The organism is Elusimicrobia bacterium HGW-Elusimicrobia-1 (assembly GCA_002841695.1).
Lineage (GTDB): Bacteria > Elusimicrobiota > Endomicrobiia > PHAN01 > PHAN01 > PHAN01.
Genome location: PHAN01000004.1, coordinates 100,634 through 119,550, shown reverse-complemented (window position 1 = coordinate 119,550; position 18,917 = coordinate 100,634). Strand labels below are relative to the sequence as shown.

Annotated in this window: 8 protein-coding genes; all 8 read right to left on the bottom strand. The window is 53.9% G+C overall.

Annotation, left to right across the window (positions count from 1 at the left end; all coding sequences use genetic code 11):
* Nucleotides 1-27: 27 nt before the first annotated feature.
* Complete coding sequence (locus CVU77_04045; protein ID PKN01688.1) at nucleotides 28-1,674, bottom strand: hypothetical protein; 1,647 nt, start codon at nucleotides 1,672-1,674, stop codon at nucleotides 28-30.
* Nucleotides 1,675-1,825: 151 nt separating this feature from the next.
* Nucleotides 1,826-2,464 (bottom strand): hypothetical protein, encoded by a 639-nt coding sequence (locus CVU77_04040; protein ID PKN01687.1) that lies wholly within the window; start codon nucleotides 2,462-2,464, stop codon nucleotides 1,826-1,828.
* An 89-nt stretch (nucleotides 2,465-2,553) separates the two neighbouring features.
* Nucleotides 2,554-3,576 carry a hypothetical protein gene (locus CVU77_04035; protein ID PKN01686.1) on the bottom strand — a complete coding sequence of 341 codons (1,023 nt, stop codon included), beginning with the start codon at nucleotides 3,574-3,576 and terminating at the stop codon, nucleotides 2,554-2,556.
* Nucleotides 3,577-3,580: 4 nt separating this feature from the next.
* On the bottom strand, nucleotides 3,581-12,586 hold the full coding sequence (locus tag CVU77_04030) for a hypothetical protein (GenBank protein ID PKN01685.1): 9,006 nt from the start codon (nucleotides 12,584-12,586) through the stop codon (nucleotides 3,581-3,583).
* 1,244 nt (nucleotides 12,587-13,830) lie between these two features.
* The gene (locus CVU77_04025; protein ID PKN01684.1) at nucleotides 13,831-14,343 is read right to left on the bottom strand and encodes a hypothetical protein; all 513 of its coding nucleotides are present in this window, start codon (nucleotides 14,341-14,343) and stop codon (nucleotides 13,831-13,833) included.
* Between the two features lie 80 nt (nucleotides 14,344-14,423).
* Nucleotides 14,424-15,434, bottom strand: a complete 1,011-nt coding sequence (locus CVU77_04020) for a hypothetical protein (GenBank protein ID PKN01683.1) — start codon at nucleotides 15,432-15,434, stop codon at nucleotides 14,424-14,426.
* 246 nt (nucleotides 15,435-15,680) lie between these two features.
* On the bottom strand, nucleotides 15,681-18,107 hold the full coding sequence (locus tag CVU77_04015; GenBank protein PKN01682.1) for a hypothetical protein: 2,427 nt from the start codon (nucleotides 18,105-18,107) through the stop codon (nucleotides 15,681-15,683).
* A gap of 5 nt (nucleotides 18,108-18,112) precedes the next feature.
* Nucleotides 18,113-18,703, bottom strand: a complete 591-nt coding sequence (locus CVU77_04010; protein PKN01681.1) for a hypothetical protein — start codon at nucleotides 18,701-18,703, stop codon at nucleotides 18,113-18,115.
* Nucleotides 18,704-18,917 lie beyond the last annotated feature (214 nt).

The following is an 18,917-nucleotide window of genomic DNA, read 5'->3' as shown; positions in this document are numbered from 1 at the left end:
GTCCCGCCCTTACGGTTCGCTTGGTTTTTAGAATTGTCGGCCGATTACGACGGTCGCGGCGTTTTTCAAAGTGGTTTTTGTAGTCGAATCGTACGCTTCCATAACCACTATATACATTCCGACCGGCAATATAGCGCCGGCCTCATTTTTTCCGTTCCACGTCGCGAATCCGGCGCCTATCGCCGTAAGCATTCCGCCGTCGACAAGATCTCTGTCCTGGTCGATAAGACGCCTTACCTCGCGTCCGCGGATGTCGTATAATTTAAGGGTCTTGATCGTCTCGCGCGGCACGGAGTAGCTCAGGTTGGCTTCCTGCCCGGCGTGCGGCGAAAAGGGATTGGGTGCTTTGACTTCAAGTATTTTTTCAGTGGCGAGAGTTTCTCCGCCGTAACCGTAGCCGGGCGTCTGGCGGGTTTTTAATTCCCAGTCGGATTCGACATTGGTGTCCTGCGGCTCGTTGGCTATGGTTTTTTTTCTGGCCACGGATTTTCCGCTGCCGCCACCCTTCCAGTTTGCAGAGTTGTTTTCGTAATCGGACGAGCCCCAGTCGGCGGTTGAAGCGGGCGTCCACTGATCATTTTCCACAAGAGCGTCGTAATCGGCCTTGGGCGAAAAAGTTGTGCCGTCGCGGTTGGAATATGGCACGGCATCTACGTAAGAACCGTTGCCTCTGCGAAGAGAAAGAACACTGTCGGTGCCCGTAAGTCCGGCGTATGTCGTATACACATCCCAATATCCGTTGCGATTGGTATCTCCGACGGAAAGCGAAGTGCCGCTTTCACTGATAGCCGTACTTTTGCATCGTATAACGATAAACTCGCCTTTTTTTGCCGTAATCGACGGCAATGTGGCCACAAGCGCGCTTTTTTCGTAAACCTGAGCGCCCGCGACATCGCAGTCGGCGGTTATATATATTTCTATCCAGTCGGCGCTGTCCGAGGGCGCCACTTCGGTTATCAATCCGGCAATATCGCCCGCCCCGCCCGCTACGGGCGCCGTGTTGATCGCGCCGGGAGTGGGCGTCGTCTGCTTTGTCCAGTCGGCTTTGGCATTCGTGTCGGTCGAGGTGGCGCCGCGCCCTATGGAAGAACCTGCCGCCACGGACGTCACCAATGCGTTTTCGCAGTCCGCATCGTTCGTGGTGTCGGCGGCGGCGGGGCCATCGGTCCACATGGCGGCCGTTTTCATGGCATTATATGCGCTTTCGGCGGTGGAAGAGAATGAACCGTCCTTGTTCGACCACCCCATAGCATCAAGCCATACGGTTCCGGCGGAATTCCTGACTGATATTATCTGGTCGGTTCCGGTAAAATCGCCGGCGCCGTAAAAATCCCAGAAACCGTTGTCGCCCTTGCCCGTAGTGTTGTCCTCGTCGGTTCCGGCCTCTTCATGTATCAATATGTAATCGCCGGGAGCCGGATTAAAAGCCGCCGGGAAAGTCTTTACATTCGCTCCGGCCTCGTAAAGGCGGTAACTGCCGTAGTTTCCGCCGGTGCTTACGTATATTTCAACCCAATCATTTCCGCCCTGATCGGAGGTGCCGTAAGGGGCGACTTCATTGATAAGAAGGTATTTTTCCTGGGCGCACGCTTTCGCGGGCAGCATCGCAAAAAATAACGCAAGCGCGGCGACAGAGCAAAGTTTTTTTTCGGCGACGGGACGTAAGAATTTCATAGAACCTCTGATTGCGCGGGCGCTATCGACGCGACTTCATATTTACCGAGGCCTCGGCAGAGCGGGCGTAAAAACGCCGCCGCATAAAACAACGAACGGGGCGGAATACACCCCGTTCATCGAGACGGTTGAAGTAAACTATATGCAAAGTTTATTCGTACTCGTCCCCGCCACCGGAACCCATTTTGGTGTATCTGTCCGTGAGGGTTTTTTCTATGGCGTCTTTCACGTTTTTATTTTTGATGATGACCTGATTAATCCACTTCCTGCCGCCGTCCTCGGGAGCGCGGGCGGGCCACGATATCCACGGGCCTTTTTTCCCCTCCATAAGCTTACACTCCACCTCGATGGCGTCATTAAACATTACCGCCGCGAAAACTCTTAAAGATGACTGTTTTCCGCCGCGCGCGGTGTACTTTGAGAACTTAGTTACTTTAAACGATATCGCTTTGGCTTTCGATGCCGACGGCTTGCCGGTCTCCACCGCCTGAAGTATAGCGTCGTTGGCCTGCTTGGTCTGCACGGAAATCTGCGGATACACTTTGCCGGCCTTTGAGACGTACTCCGGGAATTTAAGAGACGTCCTGCCGCCGACTTTAAGCACTTGAATTTCGGAAATTTCAAGCACGTCGTTTATCACGACTTTGGCAAGGCCCTTTACGGGACCCTCGTCCATAGGCGCGACTTCGACGGCCGTTACTACTATTTCTCTGGCCGGTGTCGTCTCCGCATACACGGCGCCGGACATTACCGCGGCGGCCGCCAATGCCACAAAAAGTTTCTTGAACACATATCCTCCCGATGACTTCTGCCCGCTTTTTATTTTTTCCGCCGCGGGAGTTATGTTGTTGTAAGCGGAGCGTTTGTTTCTTCTACGACTTAAAACCTTGTCGTTACTGAAAGCCGGTGATGTCCCGAATTGTCGGACACGGCCAGAGGAAGCGCGAACGAATAATCCACCTGAAGTTCAAGATTACCGAACGTCCTGACAAGACCGCCGCCCAAAGCAATTTCCGTATTGTTGATTCCCAGACGGGCCGCGTATCTGTGATAGCCGAACCACGATTCAGCGCCAAGTCGCCAGTTCGTTTCGGCGGCGCCGTCCTTGGGCGCGCGGTTTGCGATGTCGAGAGCGGCGACGAAGTCCTCAAACGTTCCGAAATCGCCGAAACGCCACGCCACACCCAGACCAATTTCCATAGGGGCGGCTTCGGAAGCTTTTTTGTCGTCGGAATCTTTACCTATGGCCAGATTCGGAGAGATAAGATTTTTAATTACCAGGGCGGTCGAGAGTTTATCGGCAGGTTTCACCAAAAATCCGATGTCGGCCGCAAGGCCTCCGGCCGATTGACCGCCGTCAAAAACCGGATCGCGGGCGGCGCGGGGGTCGTCGCCTATATTGTAATTTATCGAGAGCATTTTAAGATTCAAACCGGCGTAAACCGGCACGGAGAGTTTAGGAAACTCCATAGAGCGTTTTCCCACCTTCAGAGTTTTTGTGCCGAGCATTTTGTGTATGGGCGCCGAGTATGTCAGCGCAATCGTCCGTTCGGAATAGAGCGACGAGACGTCCGACGAGAAATATCCCAGTCCGAAAGCGCCTATCTTTTCTGCGGGATAGCCGAACATCGCCGACATATTGCCGACCGTGACATTGGGAAGTCCCATAAACTTCTGCGTGTAGCCGAAGTTCCCCTCGGGGCGCTCTATCTGGGAGAGTCCCGCAGGGTTGAAAAATATCGCCGAAACGTCGTTTGAGACGGCCGAGAAAGCTCCGCCCATTGCCGACGGCCTGGCCGCCCATATATTTTCTTTGAACGCGGCGCGCGACGGAGCGGCCGCCGAGAAAATTATCCCGAGCGCCGCCGTTACCGCGATAGTCGCAGAGAACATTCTTTTCATTACTTTATTTGGCCACCACAACGGTGCCGTAGTTTGCCGTGCCGTTCGTGTAGACCGCGCGCCAGATGTAGGCGCCTATCTCGACGACCTTGCCTGAGTCGTCTTTGGCGTCCCAGAAACTTTCGCCTTCGAGTTTCCTTATGAGACGTCCGTTTATGTCGTAGATAATTATTTCTTTGAAGTCGGCGGGCGAGCCGTCGAACTCCAAACGGTCGTTGATGCCGTCGGAGTTGGGCGTTATAAATTTCTCCATCGCCACGGGTTTGGGCGGAGCGCCTTTTGAATTGAATAGGGCGTAAACCGAGAAGTGGGACACTTTCGTCGACACCGTATTCTTTATCTTATCGACGGTACCGCCGATAAATCTCCACTCGACGCCGTCCCAGCGGTAAATCCTTAAATCGTCCTCGGTGGCGCCGGCTATCGTATCGCCGTTGATATCTTTTATCACGCCGCCATCCTCGAAGTAAAGCAGCGTAATTGTAACGGGTTTGGCAAAAATCGTCCCTTCGGGGCCGAAGATGTAAACCGCTATGGGACGGCCGGAGTTTACGGATGTATTTATCGTGGATTCCTTCGCCGCGGGGGTTATAGCCGACGAGGCGGGGTTGGCCTGCTCAATCGTTATGGTAATGTCCCGCGACAACGCTCCGGCGGGTATCGTTACGGAAGTTTCTCCGTCTTCGGGGTTGCCGTCGGCGAGGGCTACCGTGCCGCCGGCCGACGCGGCCACGACGGAAACAACGCGCGCCTCGGACTGAATAAACGCTACGTAAGGCCCCACATACGATATATTCAAAGCGTTATCCACCGACACAAAGTAGAAAAAGAAAGTGCCTCCGTTGGCGAGTATGTCTTTAAGTTCGGGGATAATGCCGGGTGTTGCCGCATCGAGGGATAATCTGAATTTCGCGGCGAGCAGCCCCCCCTGCCCGTAAGAATTACTGTTCGCCACCATTTCAAGCGTCGACACGTGCACAGCCGCGCCGCCGGAGGCCGTGGAATAGGCGACAAGCGTCCAAGACGCATCTATACCGGAAATATACGGAGTGGTCTCGTCCTCGCGAACGGAAATCTCAAGAACTATTTTGGAGCCTTTGACGGCCACGTTTACCGTGCTTGCCGCGGGGCTTATCACCGTTATAACAGGACCTTTGTCGTCGGGGACGGCGGTAACGACCGATGTCGCGGCGCTTTCGGGCCCGGCAGTATCCGACGAACGCAGGAAGTAGTAATAGGTCTGAGTGGCCGAGACCGAGGACGTGTCGTAGTGAGTGGTTGACCCGCCGCCGCTCAGGACTGCCAGCAGATTGAAGTCCGACGAAGACGACACCGACGAGCGGTATATCGCGTAACCGGCGAAGTTCGTCGAAGCGGAATCGGGAGAGGCGGTCCAAGAAAGTTCTACCCACGTGCCTTTGTGGGCGGCGACAAGTCCCGACGGCGGAGAAATTACGGGCAGGGCCGAAACCACCGTCGACGTAGAACCGGTCAGGTTGGAGACATCCATCGCCTGTATCCAGAAGTAATATGTGACGCCGTTTGAAAGTCCCGCGGCGTCGTACGTGAGCGTTGCGGACGATACCACAGCCGCAAGCGTGGTGCCGCCGTCGGAGAAATCATTGACGGTGTTACTGGAAATCCTGTATTCTTTTAAGTCGAGGGCCGGACTCGCAAGCCACGACAGCGCGGCCGTCCTGTTGCCCGCGGCTGCCGCCACTCCCGTCGGAGCGGCGGGCGGAAGGTTGGTGGCTATGGCCTGCGCCTGCACGGCGGGGTCGGCGTCGCCTATCTGCAAATCAAGCGCCGACCAGTTGGCCACATCGTCAACCGTGCGGACGGCGAAATAGTATGTCGAGGCGGGATAAAGGCCGGTGAGTATCTGCGTTTCGGTTAAACCCACCGCGGACGGCGGAGATTTTATTTTCCAGCCCTTGTCGACGTTCGGGGCGGTTGTCGTGGATATTGAGTTCCACCAAGTCCATGAACTTATGTCAACGACGGAAAATGTCGCGTATTTGACGATATAATATCCGCCGGAATTGTTGCCGATGATGCCGTCGTCGCCGGGGGCTGTCCACGTGAGAGTTATTTTCCCCTCGACGTCAGGGTCAGCCAAAGCGGAGAGATTGGTTATCGCGGCGGGCGGAACGTCGTCGTTCTGGGCGCCTTTGGTCGGAACGACAAAAATCTTCCAGTCGTCTTTGGCGGCGGCGGTATCGTCGGTATCGGTGGAGAAAGAGTCGCGGCCGAATGTTCTGCCCTGAACCCTTCCGCCCGAAGCGGCCGACCAGTCGGCGGCGTCGGTCATAGAGGCCGTAGCCGGCGACCATTGACGGTGGCCGTTGAACCATTTCCACAAATTGGACCAGTTGGGATTATCTATGCCGTCAGAATAAGCGACAGTGTCAACAAATGTCTTGTTTTTATTTCTTATGAAAACAACCCCGGCGATATCCATCAGAGAGTTTGCGCTATAAAGATCGCGCCAGCCGTTTCCGTTGGTATCCGCGCTCGTCTCGTCGGCCGGCGGGGTAACATAGCCCATATTCAAAATGGCATAACTTGTCGCCGGCAGAACGAACCCTGATGGGATAGTCTTGAGTATACTGTAGTCACTCCCTGCTTCGATTACACCGGAGATATCGGTGCCTTGAATGTTAGTGCATATCTCCCAACCACTCAAATCTATCTGATTCGTCGTCGCGTTGTAAAGTTCTATCCAGTCGTTGGTCTCCATCGGCGCAACTTCATTTATTCTGACGTTCGAGCCCACGCTGTTTGACGCATATAACGTCACAACGTTGGACAACAGCGACCTGTTCGGCTGCTCGTCTTCCGTCTTGACGGCTATGTAATAGGTCACGCCCGGCGCAAGCGACCCGAGGGCATAACTTTGAGCCGCGCCGGGGGCGGACGGGTTCCATGTTATGGTCTCGTAAACATTGGAATCGAGCGCGTACGTGAACGATTTGTCGTTATACTTGACCTCGGCCGCGTCAAATCCGGCGTCGTCGGCAATAATATTGGGCGAGTATCTTACTATGTAGAGTTGAGCGGTATTTGTCGCGCCGTCTTCGCCGGGGGCATTCCAAGTCAGATTTATGGTTCCGCGATTGTCTCCTGTAACCGCCGCCAGATTATTTATCTGCGCGGGCGGCGTTGTGTCGGGGACGCGGTTTTTGTATCCTTCCGTCGGGCCGCCGGGGGTGGGCGAGGCGTGAACGTGCCACTCCGCTTTAGAGGGGTTGGTGCCGTCGGTGGATTTATCGTCGCGCGCGAGGGTAAGTCCCGATTTCAAAAATTTCGACGAAGCGGTGTAATATTTTTCGACATCTTCATCGCCGGGGCTGATAGGCGCCGTCCACTGATTGTTGGTTATCGCCTCGTTGAGAGCCACTTTGTACCTTGTTGAATTGGTCAGAGAGCCGCTGCCATCGGCGTAAAACATCGCGTCTACACATGCGCCGGCCGAATTTTTAACGACGATTGCGTTATCCGTCTCCGTCAAGCCGGTGTTATTTGTGTATGTTTTATAATATGTGTCGCCGGATGCCGTGTACGGAGTGGCGCTGTCGGAAGCGCTCGATCCGAAATAAAGCACCAGATAATGCCCGGCGGGCAGCGAGAAACTGCTGTATGTTTTGACGGCGGCGAAAGTGCTTTCGGCGACCTCAAACACTTTCCAGCTCGACATATCCACCGTAGACGTCGAGGCGTTATAAAATTCAATCCAGTTCGGGGTCTTACTGCAATTGATTTCATTGATTACAATTTGCCCGCCGGTGCGGCCTTCTTTCGCGCAGGCGGAGGATTGCGCGACCAGAGAATTAGTGTCGAACTCCGAGACATTGCCGGCCGCGTCGTAAGTCCTCATCAGGAAATAATATGTAACGCCCGGCACAAGCGAAAGAGTGCGGCTCTCGGTCGTCCCGACGGCGGAGACGGGCCACTGCTGATAATAAACAATCGCGTTGTTGCGCCACGTCCAGGAAGAAGCGGCAACCATCGGATAAGTCGCGTATCTCAAAGTATAAACTGCGGACGCGCCGTTGTTCTCGGCGTAGCCGTCGTCGCCGGGGGCCGTCCATGAGATATTTATTTCTCCGGCGTTGGTTCCTTTGACGGCGGCAAGGTCGGTTATCGCGCCGGGGGGCGTGATATCGGAAAGGTTGTCCACATCGTCTATGTATATGTCATTATTGTTGTTGACGTTTTCCCATACATCTATAATCATAACCGCAGCCACGGCTCCGGCGGGAGCAACGTCGGAATATGAGAGTTTTTCCCACGTGCTGAATGCGGAAAGAGACAGGGCCGACGAAATACTGGTAGATATACCTACGCTATTGACATCAAGCCAGTGAATACCAATCCGTAACTGTGAATCGCCGACGGAGCCCGCTTCATTTCTCACATAAGCCCACATCCCGACGGAGTAATTATTCCCCGCCGTAACGGTGGATGTTGACGACATAATTCTGCGGCGCGACGCGCTGGGGAAGAAAGTGCCGAGAGGATCCAGGAATTTGGCCGCATACAAGCCGCTTCGTTTATAAGTGGTTGACCTCGTCGGGTCGGAGGCGGAAGAGCCGGCGTTCGTCCAGCCGGTTAAATCCGGAGACATCTCAAACCCCGGATTGGCGATTTTAAGATATTGCGTCGGAACGCGCGCGGTGATAAAGTTAATCGTGGACGAGAATACCGAGGCGACATTGTCGCCGTTATAGGCGCGGGCGCGGAGCCAGTATGTGGTTCCCTGAACGAGTCCGGTTATGTCGGCGGTGACGGCGGTGTGACTGGCCGCAAGAGCAATCGGCGTGGCGAAAAATACCGAGAATTTATCGGACGATATCGAGATTTCGTATTTGGGCAAGCCGAGGTTGCCGTTGGCGTCCCAGGAGAGTGTCATTGACGAGAAATAAACCGCGTCTGCGACAAGCGTCGAAGGAGCGCGGGCGCGAGTGTATCGGGTCAGCGAACCCGACCACGCGCTTCCGACGGCGTTCGACGCCTCGGCATAGCGGGTTATGGCTTCGTTGGCGTTGAACCCGGTTTCTATCCATGAAGTCGTGCCGCCCGAACCGGCCAGAGAATTGCTCGACCAAAGACGCGCTCCGTCGTTCGCGGCGGATGAAATATGAAGTCCCGTCTCGTTGGCGGCGGTATCGGTTACGACCCATTTGATTGAGTCCGTAGTCGTGGCCGACAAATCATAGGCCAGCGACGGAGCGAACGGCGCCGACGGGCGCGGGAATGTGGAAACGATATTTGAAAAATCGCTGTAAAGAACCGTCGGGGGCAGGTCGGCCGCCCTCACCTTATAATAATGGGTGACGTGATCTTCAAGACCCGTGTGGGTAAACGAGGTATTGACGGTTACGGTCGCCACGAGGTTGTCCGAGAAATCGTAGGGGTCGGTGGACGAATAGAAAAGTTCATAGTGCGAGAGGTCGTCGGCGGCGACGGCGTCCCACGTGAGCTTTATGGAGTTGTCCGACACGGTCGCGGCGAGGTTGGCCGGCGCAGGAGGCGCGGCGTCATAAGCCCAGCCATAGGCGGCGGTGTTTATCGTCGAGACATTCGCGGATGAATTCCACACGGAAAGATTGCCCGCTGTGTCGGTGGATTTTATGGCGAACCAGTATGATGTTCCGGGCGTAAGAGAAAGCGGATATCCCACAGCCGTGCCGGCGGCGACGTTCGTGGATATGGTCACGGAGCCGTGGGCGAAGGCGGGCGCGTCAAAGTTCGACGAATTGATGATTTGGACCGACGAGTATTTTATGACGTATCCGCCGTTCAACGCGACGGACGCGCCGTCGTCGGCCGTGGGAGACGTCCAGCGGAGATTTAACTGACCTTCCGAGGCGCCGGCAAGAGCGGTTAGGTTGGATATGGGCGCGGGCGGTATTAAGTTTGGAAACCCGGTTACAAGTACGTCGTCTACGTTAAACGTGTTGGACCCTGCGGTTCTGTTCATCCTCACGTAAACATTTTGATACGACGACAAATCCACCGTCTGTTCTTGCCATGTGGTTGCTATACCTCCGGTGCTGTGGACGGTCGTCCACGTGCCGGTGGTAACTTGAGATGTTCCGACCTGCACGGTAAATGTGGATGGCACACCGGTAACGTATAATTGGAAAGTCAAAGTGACCGGCGACTCAAGCAACGGAGTAAACAAGTAGTTTGCCGCCGTAAAGTTAGTCACACTGGCGGGAGAACTGACCGAGCGCGTGGTTGAGGATGTAACGTTTATAGATAACCAGCCGGCCGGAGCATAAGTGCCGCCATCGAAGTTTTCATTTATCAGCGTAACAACCGCGATAGCGGCGGTCTTAGTGCTGACCGCCGTGACAAATCCGGTAGCCGCGGCGTCGCCGTTGAAAGCGCGGACGCGGAATTGGTAAGTGGTGTTTTGGGTCAGCGAGCCGATATCGGCGGTGGTGGTTAAATGATTGGCGCCGAGGGTTACGGGCGTGGAGAAACTCGTAGAAAAGTTATCCGTAGATTGCGACACTTCGTATCTGACGGTGCCGGGATTGGAGTTGTTGCTCCACGAAAGCGAAACGCTTTCGGTGGTGACTCCGGTTACCGCTAAAGCCGTCGGGGCGTTGGCAAGCGTGTAGAAAGTGTTGCGGGGCGAAAGAACTCCGGAACCGGACGTATTGTGCGCGCGGACGTAACGTCCCGCCTGAGCGTTTACGCCGAGTCCTGTTTCCTGATAAGAAACAACGTCGCCGAGCGTCTGAACAAGCGCGTCAGTGGCGGCGTTATAAAGGTTGTAAAAATCCGCGCCCGCGGCGACCGACCACTGCCACGTTATGGAATCATTCGTAAATGCCGTAGCGGTAAACGTCGCAACCGGAGAAGGCAGAGTTCTCGTCGAAGCGGTGGGGAAGTTGAACGCGGCATAGGCCAGGTCGTTGCCGTTCACCGGTATGATGCGGTAATAATGAGTAACTCCGGCGTTAAGGTTTTCGTGCGAATACGTCAGCGCGACGGTCGTAGTGGGGTTTGTCAGCGGCTCCGTTCCGGGGCCTGTGGTAGAAACCCAAACCTGATATTGCGCGGCTCCCGAATCATCCCAAGAAAGATTTATCGTCGATGACGACACGGCGGCCGCCACAAGGGCGGCAGGCGGATGAGCGTAAGTGTAACGGGCCGCCGCGACCGAAGCGGCGGAAAGACCGGAAGCGTTGCCGGCTTTCACGTAGCGGGTGTAATTGGCGTTGAGGTTCAGCCCGTGCTCAAGCCACGTGGTGGCGCCGCCCGCCAGAACATCGTCCTCGATATTGGCAATAAGCGTGTCGGGGTCGGGGCCGCAAATCTGATAGAAAGTGGCGTTGAGCGTTATGTTCCATTCCCATTTGATTACCGTGGTCGATACCGCGAGGCCGTAAAGTCCGTCGGGAGCGCCCGGAACGCCCGGGGGCATAACGGTGCTGACTTCGTTACTGTAGGCGGACGCAACCTGCCCGTTGTTAAAAGCCCACACGCGGAAGTAGTAAGTCGCTCCGCCGCCCAAGCCATCGGCGGAGGCGGTGGCGGCGGTGAGGCCGTCGGAGAAATTATAAAAAGTGGTGGAACCGGCGAAGCCGGAGCTGTCGGCGCGGGCTACGCCGTATATGGTGCCGGCGGGATTGACGCCGTCGGTCCAGGAAAGCGTGACCGACGAGGAAAAAACATTGGTGATTTCAAGGGCCGTGGGGGCGAAGGCCATCGTGTAGACGGTGGTCTGATTTGAGGCGAGCGATTCGCCGGTGGCGTTGTAAGCCACGGCAAAACGGCCGTACTGAGCGTTGGCTCCCAGGGCGTCTTCGTCGTAAGTCGTAGCCGCCGCGACGTCGGCGGCCATCGTGGAGGGCGACGATGCCATATATACGCGATAGCCATCGGCGCCGCCGGCTGAGGCCGTCCACTGCCAGGTTATAGACGTGATGTAGACGTTCGAGGCGGCGAAGGCCGTCGGCGCGGCGGGATAAGTAAGCGTTGCGGCGGAATCGGGGCTGGGAGCGGGACTCATAACGTCGTCGCCGTTGATGACATAGATTCTATATTTGTACCCGGTATTGGCCGCAAGGCCGGTATCCTGATGCGTGGTGCCGGGCGCAAGAACCACGGCGGCGGTAGACCATGGAGTGGCAAAGTTGTCGACGGAACGGGCGATTATGTATTTGGACGGGGGTGTCGGAGAACCGGCCCACGAGACGTCTATGGTGTTATAAGAAAGAGCGACGGCTGTCGGAGCGGCGGGCGGAATGGCCAGCGTGTATTTCGTAAGTCCGCTCGACCACGATGAGCCGGTGGCAAGATACGCCTCGCCGTAGCGGGTGTAGGCGGTGTTTGGGTCGAGGTCGTACTCGGTCCATGAGGTCGTCTCGGTCGTGAGTATCTGACCGAGTTCGGCGCCGACTATGCGCTGTGGCACGCTCTGACCGGTTGCCAGAAACAATTCGGCGGTGTCGGTATGTTCGTTTTTAAGAACCCATTTTATGGAGCCGGTCGTTACCTCAATTTCCCCCGTAACCCACGATGGCTTGGCGGGTATTACAGGAAACACCTGCGCCCAGGAAGTCGCCCCGACTGAAATGTCCGACCAGTTGCCGGCATTGTCGCGCGACCATATCCTGAAATAATATGTCACGCCGCCGGTAAGCGAACCCAGCGTATAATAAACACTTGTGCCCGGAGTTACGGGGCCGGTGGGTATCGAGAGGTCATATCCGCCCGTCGGAGGGCGCGTGTCCGTGGAAAAATTAACTCCCGTCCAAGTGGCGTATTGGATGTAAAATGTGCTCCCGACGGGGAGGGCTCCCGTGTAACTATCGTTGCCGGGCGAAGTCCACGAAAGATTTATTTCGCCGCCGGTTGCGCCTGTCGCCGCCGCAAAACCCGTTATTGCGCCGGGAGCGGCAACGTCCCGCCAACGATAGCGTAAAAAATATTTTCCGCTTGCAGCCGCACTCCCTCCGTAACAGTATATGTAATCACCAACAACTGCCAACCTTTGTCCTCTATACGTGTCAATCGCAGATGGAGTATCTACCGGATCGCTATAGGGAAATCCATCTTGAGTACAGTTCCATGAACTGTGGGTGATACAGTACCTTGCAAACTGTGAAGAACCCGCGCCTCTGTGACCGAACAAATTATTGTTTGTGTCAGTTACTTTATTCCACACTAACGATGCACCAGTGCCCGGAGTTGAAGTTCCCCACGGCCATCCCGTCACTGTCGCCCAGGAGTAAGTAGTTAAGTTGTATCTATAAAAAGTGGTGCTTGCTTTATCACGATAAACATATAAATAATTTCCGCCGTCCCAGACAATTTCACATTCCCCACCTATTGTCAATGGCAGCGATGTCGTTGAAACCCATACATTTGCTGCTATATCATACATATAAAACTCTGCTGTTTCGCCTTGGGTTGCGTATACAAAGTTTCCGCCTGCCCATGCCAGCGAAGCTCCCGAACTTACATTCACCGTAAGGGCAGTTTTTACCGTCCATGAATCGCCGGAAATATGATACTCCCAAAATTCATTTGTGAAACCGCCGCGCAGCGCATAAATAAAATCACCGCCTGCCCACGCTAAATCCGACCCGGTTCCGGTCGCCACGGGAGCTGATGATAACCAGACCCAATTATTCGTCGTAGGAGAATATTTCAAGAAAGAAATTGCGCCGCCCCGAAAAATATATACGTCGGTGTTTGTATCAGCCACAGATACGCCCGATGCCGCGGCCACGGGAGCCGAAGCGACCCAGACCCAACTATCCAACGACTGGCCGGTGGCGAAAACGTTTAGTTTGGAAGATATTATAAGGAGAGAGACAACGAAGAAAGAGCGAACGGCTGCAAGGGAAGTTTTGCGGACAAAGTCAAAAAGCCCACCCGATACCGCGTTCCGGCGGGCAGATTTAACGTTTGAAAAGATGGCGGAAATTGCGCCTCTGTTTTTCATTTCGGCTTGTTGCGCGCGAACGTTAAAACGTGAAGTATGCTTCTTACTTTAAGTATAGCAGAAAACCGGACCTTTTTCAAGTACTTTTGCGCGGATATGGGGCGCGCGGGCTTTGTGACTTTTATCACAGACCGCTTCGCGCGCAGTATGGAAGGCGCATACGCGGGCGGTCTCCGGTTATTCTCTTGTAAACTTATACCAAAATTCAAAACGCCCTGTCAATGATTCGACAAAAAAAGCATTTTTAACTATTTTTATCGACGGAAAATTTTTCGCGCGAAATTTTAAGTGCCCTCGGGAAAAACGTCGTCCAAAAGACGGCGTTTCAAAAATAATCTATCTTTTGGACGGTCGGCGATTCTCTTGGAATTCAACAATTTATCAAGATTACCTACTTTCACGCGCACACCGGAAGCCCGAAAGAACCGGGCATCGCTTTCAATATCCTCGAATGTGTATCCCGAAATATCAAGCAACAACTCAACCACGCAGCCATAATGATTCGCGGCGTGTATAGTTTTCCGCAAACTTACGACTTTTTTAACGGCACGCAGCGGCATAGCGCGACCCGACATTGACAATATAAAACCCTGTTTTTTAAGCTCTCGAACGGCTGATAGGACATTTTTAACTTCGGGGTAAATGAACATATCGTAATCGCCGGTTATAATCAGTCGGGATGCATCGCGAACATAGTAATTTATGCCCGAAACACCCACGACGACATAACGTATGCCGGCCTTATTGAACCCGTTTATTAATTTTAGATAGGGGTCTCGCATAACGGAATTTCCCATAGTGCAGGCGCCAGAAGAAAAGTACCGCCGTTACGAATGTTTTATCTTTGCCGTGGTAAAATTTGCGCGAAAGAGCCATATTATCTTATGGTGTCATTTACGTATTTTTTGCCGTCGGACTGAAACACGATGGCGCCGGATTCGTCGGTGCGAAACGTTTTTATTTTCTGCCGGGCAAGCCGCTCCAACACCGCCTCGTGAGGATGCCCGTAGGGATTGGCCTTGCCGCAGGTTATCACCGCCGCCGACGGCGCCACGACTTCAAGGAACGGAAGAGTCGAAGACGTCTGCGAACCGTGATGAGGAATTTTAATGACGACGGCGCGAAGGTCGGTCTTCCATCCGAGCAATTCGAGTTCGGCGGCCGTTTCGATGTCGCCGGTAAAAAGAACTGTGAAGTTTTTATACTTGAGGCGGGCGACAAGCGAAGAATTGTTGATGGCGGAATGATCCTTGTTGCCGAAAGGCATCTCTGAAAGCAAAAACTTGATTCGCAGGTCTTCCTCTTCGACGGGCAGGACGTCTCCGGCCGACGGCGACCAGTATTTAATTTCGCGGCGGCGGACTTTGTCGAGCAAATCCAGATACAGCGGATTCGGCACGGCCACGCCGTTGTCAACAAAAAGACCTATCGAAATGGATTTATCGTCGAGGATTTTAAGCGCGCCGCCGAAATGGTCGGTGTGCGGATGCGTTATTACAACAGCGTCGAGCCGTTTGATATTGTTCCGTTTGAGGTACGGAAGTATCACGGTTTCGGCAGCGTCGACTTCGGATATGTAGGCGCCCTCTTCGGATTCTTCGACGGTAACGCCTTTTATGGGGCCTGCGTCGATGAGAATGTGTCTGCCGGCCGGCGTGGATATGAGGGCGGAATCGCCCTGGCCGACGTCGAAAAAAACCACCTTTAACACTTTGGACCCGCCGAACACTTTTGCGTCGGGGGCCACGGAAATATAGTTTTGAAAGAAGTATCTCCAGACAAAAGCCGCAGCCAGCGCCATAACAAAAACAAGCGCGTTGGCGCGGGTGAATATCTCGAGTTTTTTCTTTTGTGTCTGCCGGTATTCCTTAAACCTTTGTTCGCTCATGGCTTTTATTATGCGCCCGTTGAAAAAGTATTTTAGTTGTCATTCTGAACCCTTCGCCTGTCATTCTGAGTCCTTCGGCAAGCGTCATTCTGAGCGTAGCGAAGAATCTCTGTTGCCTCAGGATAAACTCCGCGAAGAATCTTATTCTCCGTCCGTATTATAAAGGCGAGATTCTTCCCCCCGACAGGTCGGGGGTCAGAATGACATTTTGTAGGGCTTTTCAACAGCTCTATTATACAAAAAAAATCAACTGGGGCTGAACCACCACAGGACGCTCTTAATCGCCCTGACGAGCGCGGAAAATATTCCCGACGCGTACGAACCTTTCACATGGAATTTTTTCGGTATGCTTTTTATGAAAGGCGATATCCCGTAATGCACATTTTTGTTTCCCCACCACACGCGCTCGTCGGCGAAAGTAAGGTAGAGCCGTTTCTTCGCGCGCGTTATGCCGACGTAAAAAAGACGGCGTTCCTCGTCGCGGCGCTTCCTGAGCGATTTCTTGTCGAGTTCCTTGTCTTCGATATGCCTCAGAGGCATTATATTGTCTTCAAGCCCGATAAAAAATACCGTGTCGAACTCAAGTCCCTTGGCGGAGTGTAGAGTCATTATGTTGATGGCGTCTTCCCTGGATTTCACGGCGGACTGCTCGGAATCGCGGGATTTGGTTTCTATATTTTCCAGAAACAGCGATATCTTTTCGTATATGGGCACGCTCGTCGAGCCGGCAAAAGTATTTTTCTCGAATTCCTCGGCCTCGGTGACGAGGTCTTTGTAAACTTTGAGCGCGGCCGCCTCGTCGCGGGTGAGGTCGGATTGCTGCGAGAGCTGAAACATCAGGCCGCTGCGTTCCACGATTCCGCGCATAACTTCGCCGAACAACTGCTCGCGCGAAAGTTCGTCGACGAGGGCGCGGAAACGCGCGAGATTCTTGGCGTCGACGGTTTCGCTGCCGAGGCGCATCTTCATATTCTCGAAAGTTTCCGTGTCCGTCAGAATATTTGCCGGCGACATAAGATGTGTCACGCGCGCGTAGGATTCCCTGTGCAGCGACGACGGCGGCAGCGTGAGCACGACTTTCATCGATTTATTGACCTGCGCCAGGATTTCCGGAGTGACGGCGCGGGAGGCCGTCTGCGGACGGTCGTCATCATAATCATCATCGCCTGCGACGGGCGACTTTCTGGCCGCGTAAAATCTGGCGTAATAATTGACTACCCTGAGATATTCTTTAATGTTTTTGACTTCGGGGCGCGACCAGAAACGCGGGTCGTAAACCGAGCACGGAATCTTTTCTTCGTCCAGAAACCGCTTTACCATCTTGTTCTGCGAATTGGTTCGGTAGAGCACCGCGAAGTCGCCGTATTTGAGCTCCGGCTCCAGACGGCGAAGGCGATTTATTTCAAAGGCCACGAATTTTATCTCGTCGCGCTCGTCGCGCGCGTGATAAACGGCTATCTTCTCCCCCCACTGCGGCTCGCCGGTGGCGCCGTCCTTGGGCGGTTCGATTACTTTGAGAAGCTGCTTCGGTTTTACTTTTTTGAAAACTTCGTTGGCCGCGGCGATAATTGTGGCGGTTGAGCGGTAATTCCGCACGAGTTTAACGCGGGTGGCGCTGGGATAGTCCTTCTCAAAAAACAAAATATTTCTTACGTCGGCGCCGCGCCATCCGTAAATGGACTGGTCGTCGTCGCCCACGCAGAAAAATTCGGGACGCTCGCCGATAAGAAGCTTGCAGAGCGTGTACTGCGCGTAATTCGTATCCTGATACTCGTCGACCATAACGTAGCCGAAGCGGTCCTGATAGTGTTTCAGCACTTCCGGATGTTCCTTGAACAGCCGCACCACATATATGAGCATATCGTTAAAATCTATGGAACGACGCTGTTCGAGCATTTGCTGATAACACTCGTAAATATCCGCGAATTTTTTTTCTTTGCGGGTAGCTTTCTTTTTGAATGCCTCGACGGTCAAAAGCTCGTTTTTTACGTGTTCGATTTTTGAGACGACTTCGTCGAATCCGAGACCTTTTTTACCGGTCATCATAGAGTCGAAAGCCGCCTTGATGATTTTATAATTGTCGGCCGTAACGTCGAAGGCGGGGCGCAGACCCACGAGTTCACAATTCATCTGACCCGTAATATTTTCCTTGAGTATTTTAAGCGCGACCGAGTGAAACGTGCCCATCCACATCCGCGCTATTTCGGCCAGCATGATTCCCTTGTCGGCGCCGGGCAGGACGTCCTTGTAAAGTTCGTCCATAAAGCGCCGCACGCGCGAGCGCATTTCTTCGGCGGCCTTGACGGTAAATGTGAGCGCGATGATGCTTGTGGGCGGAACGCCTTTGAGTATAAGAAAGATAATTCTGAAAACAAGCGAAGTGGTTTTTCCGGAACCGGCGCAGGCCAGAATCAACAGCGGTCCGCCGATTTTGTGGTCGTGAAAAACTGTTTCGAGTTGTTCGGGATTCAGACGCGAAGCGATTCTGAGTATGCCGGGAAGCAGGCCTGAATCTTTGAACGCCTCGACTTCGCGGTAAAATATTTGGATCTGATGCGGCTTGAGAGCGGAGGCGATTTGAGCTACGATTTTTGCGTGTTCCGGATCGCTCAGACGCGGTGGCGCAGAAGGAGGCGGAGGAGGGGGCGGCGGGGTCTTTTTGTCGACAACCATCGGTTTTATATTTTATCGGGACAGATTTTTTTAAACTCGCAGATGCCGCATTTTACGGCATCGTTATGATTCCTTTTTATTTCAAGTGTGCCGTCGGCTTCAAGCGCTCTTTTCATCTCGGCCAGCGCCACGGCCTCCCTGACGACACGATCTTTAAATTCGGGGTCGTTGGCTATGGAATCCTCGGACTCGTCTTCAAGATATTTTATGACTCCGGCGGAGGGCTTTACGCCGAATTCGTGTTCCACCAGCATAAAGTACGACGCGAGCTGAACCTGATAGTTAAACAGTATGGAACGTTTCTTGTTGCCTGATTTAAAATCCACCACGCGCACATCGCCGGTGGCTCTGTCTTTTATCACCAGGTCGGGGCGGCCGTAAAGCATTGTATCTTTGGTCAGCCACATACTCAGAGCGCCGCCGCCGTCGGAAGAATCCTCGTAAAGAACCTCGTAATCCTTGTCGGAGAAAAATTTATCGTTCTGGACTTCCGCGCTTTTTATCCTTCGCTTGCGATAGGAGAGAAATATATCGAGAATTATGAAAATCACGACGGCGACGGCCGCCGCGGAAGCGTAAATTATGTATCTTGTCATTTTTGTGTTTCCGGAGCGGGTTTGCCGCCGGCGGGCGGCGAACCGGCGTCTTTTTCCGCCAGGCGGCGCGCCTGTCTGCGCTTGAAATCGTAGAGCCACTTCTTGCGGCAGACCATCCAGACGCCGAGTTCAGTGGGAATGATTTTTTCTATTTTCTTTTGTTCGTCCATAAAGGGGCGGTGAATGGTAAATAAGTGATTAGTGGATAGTGAAT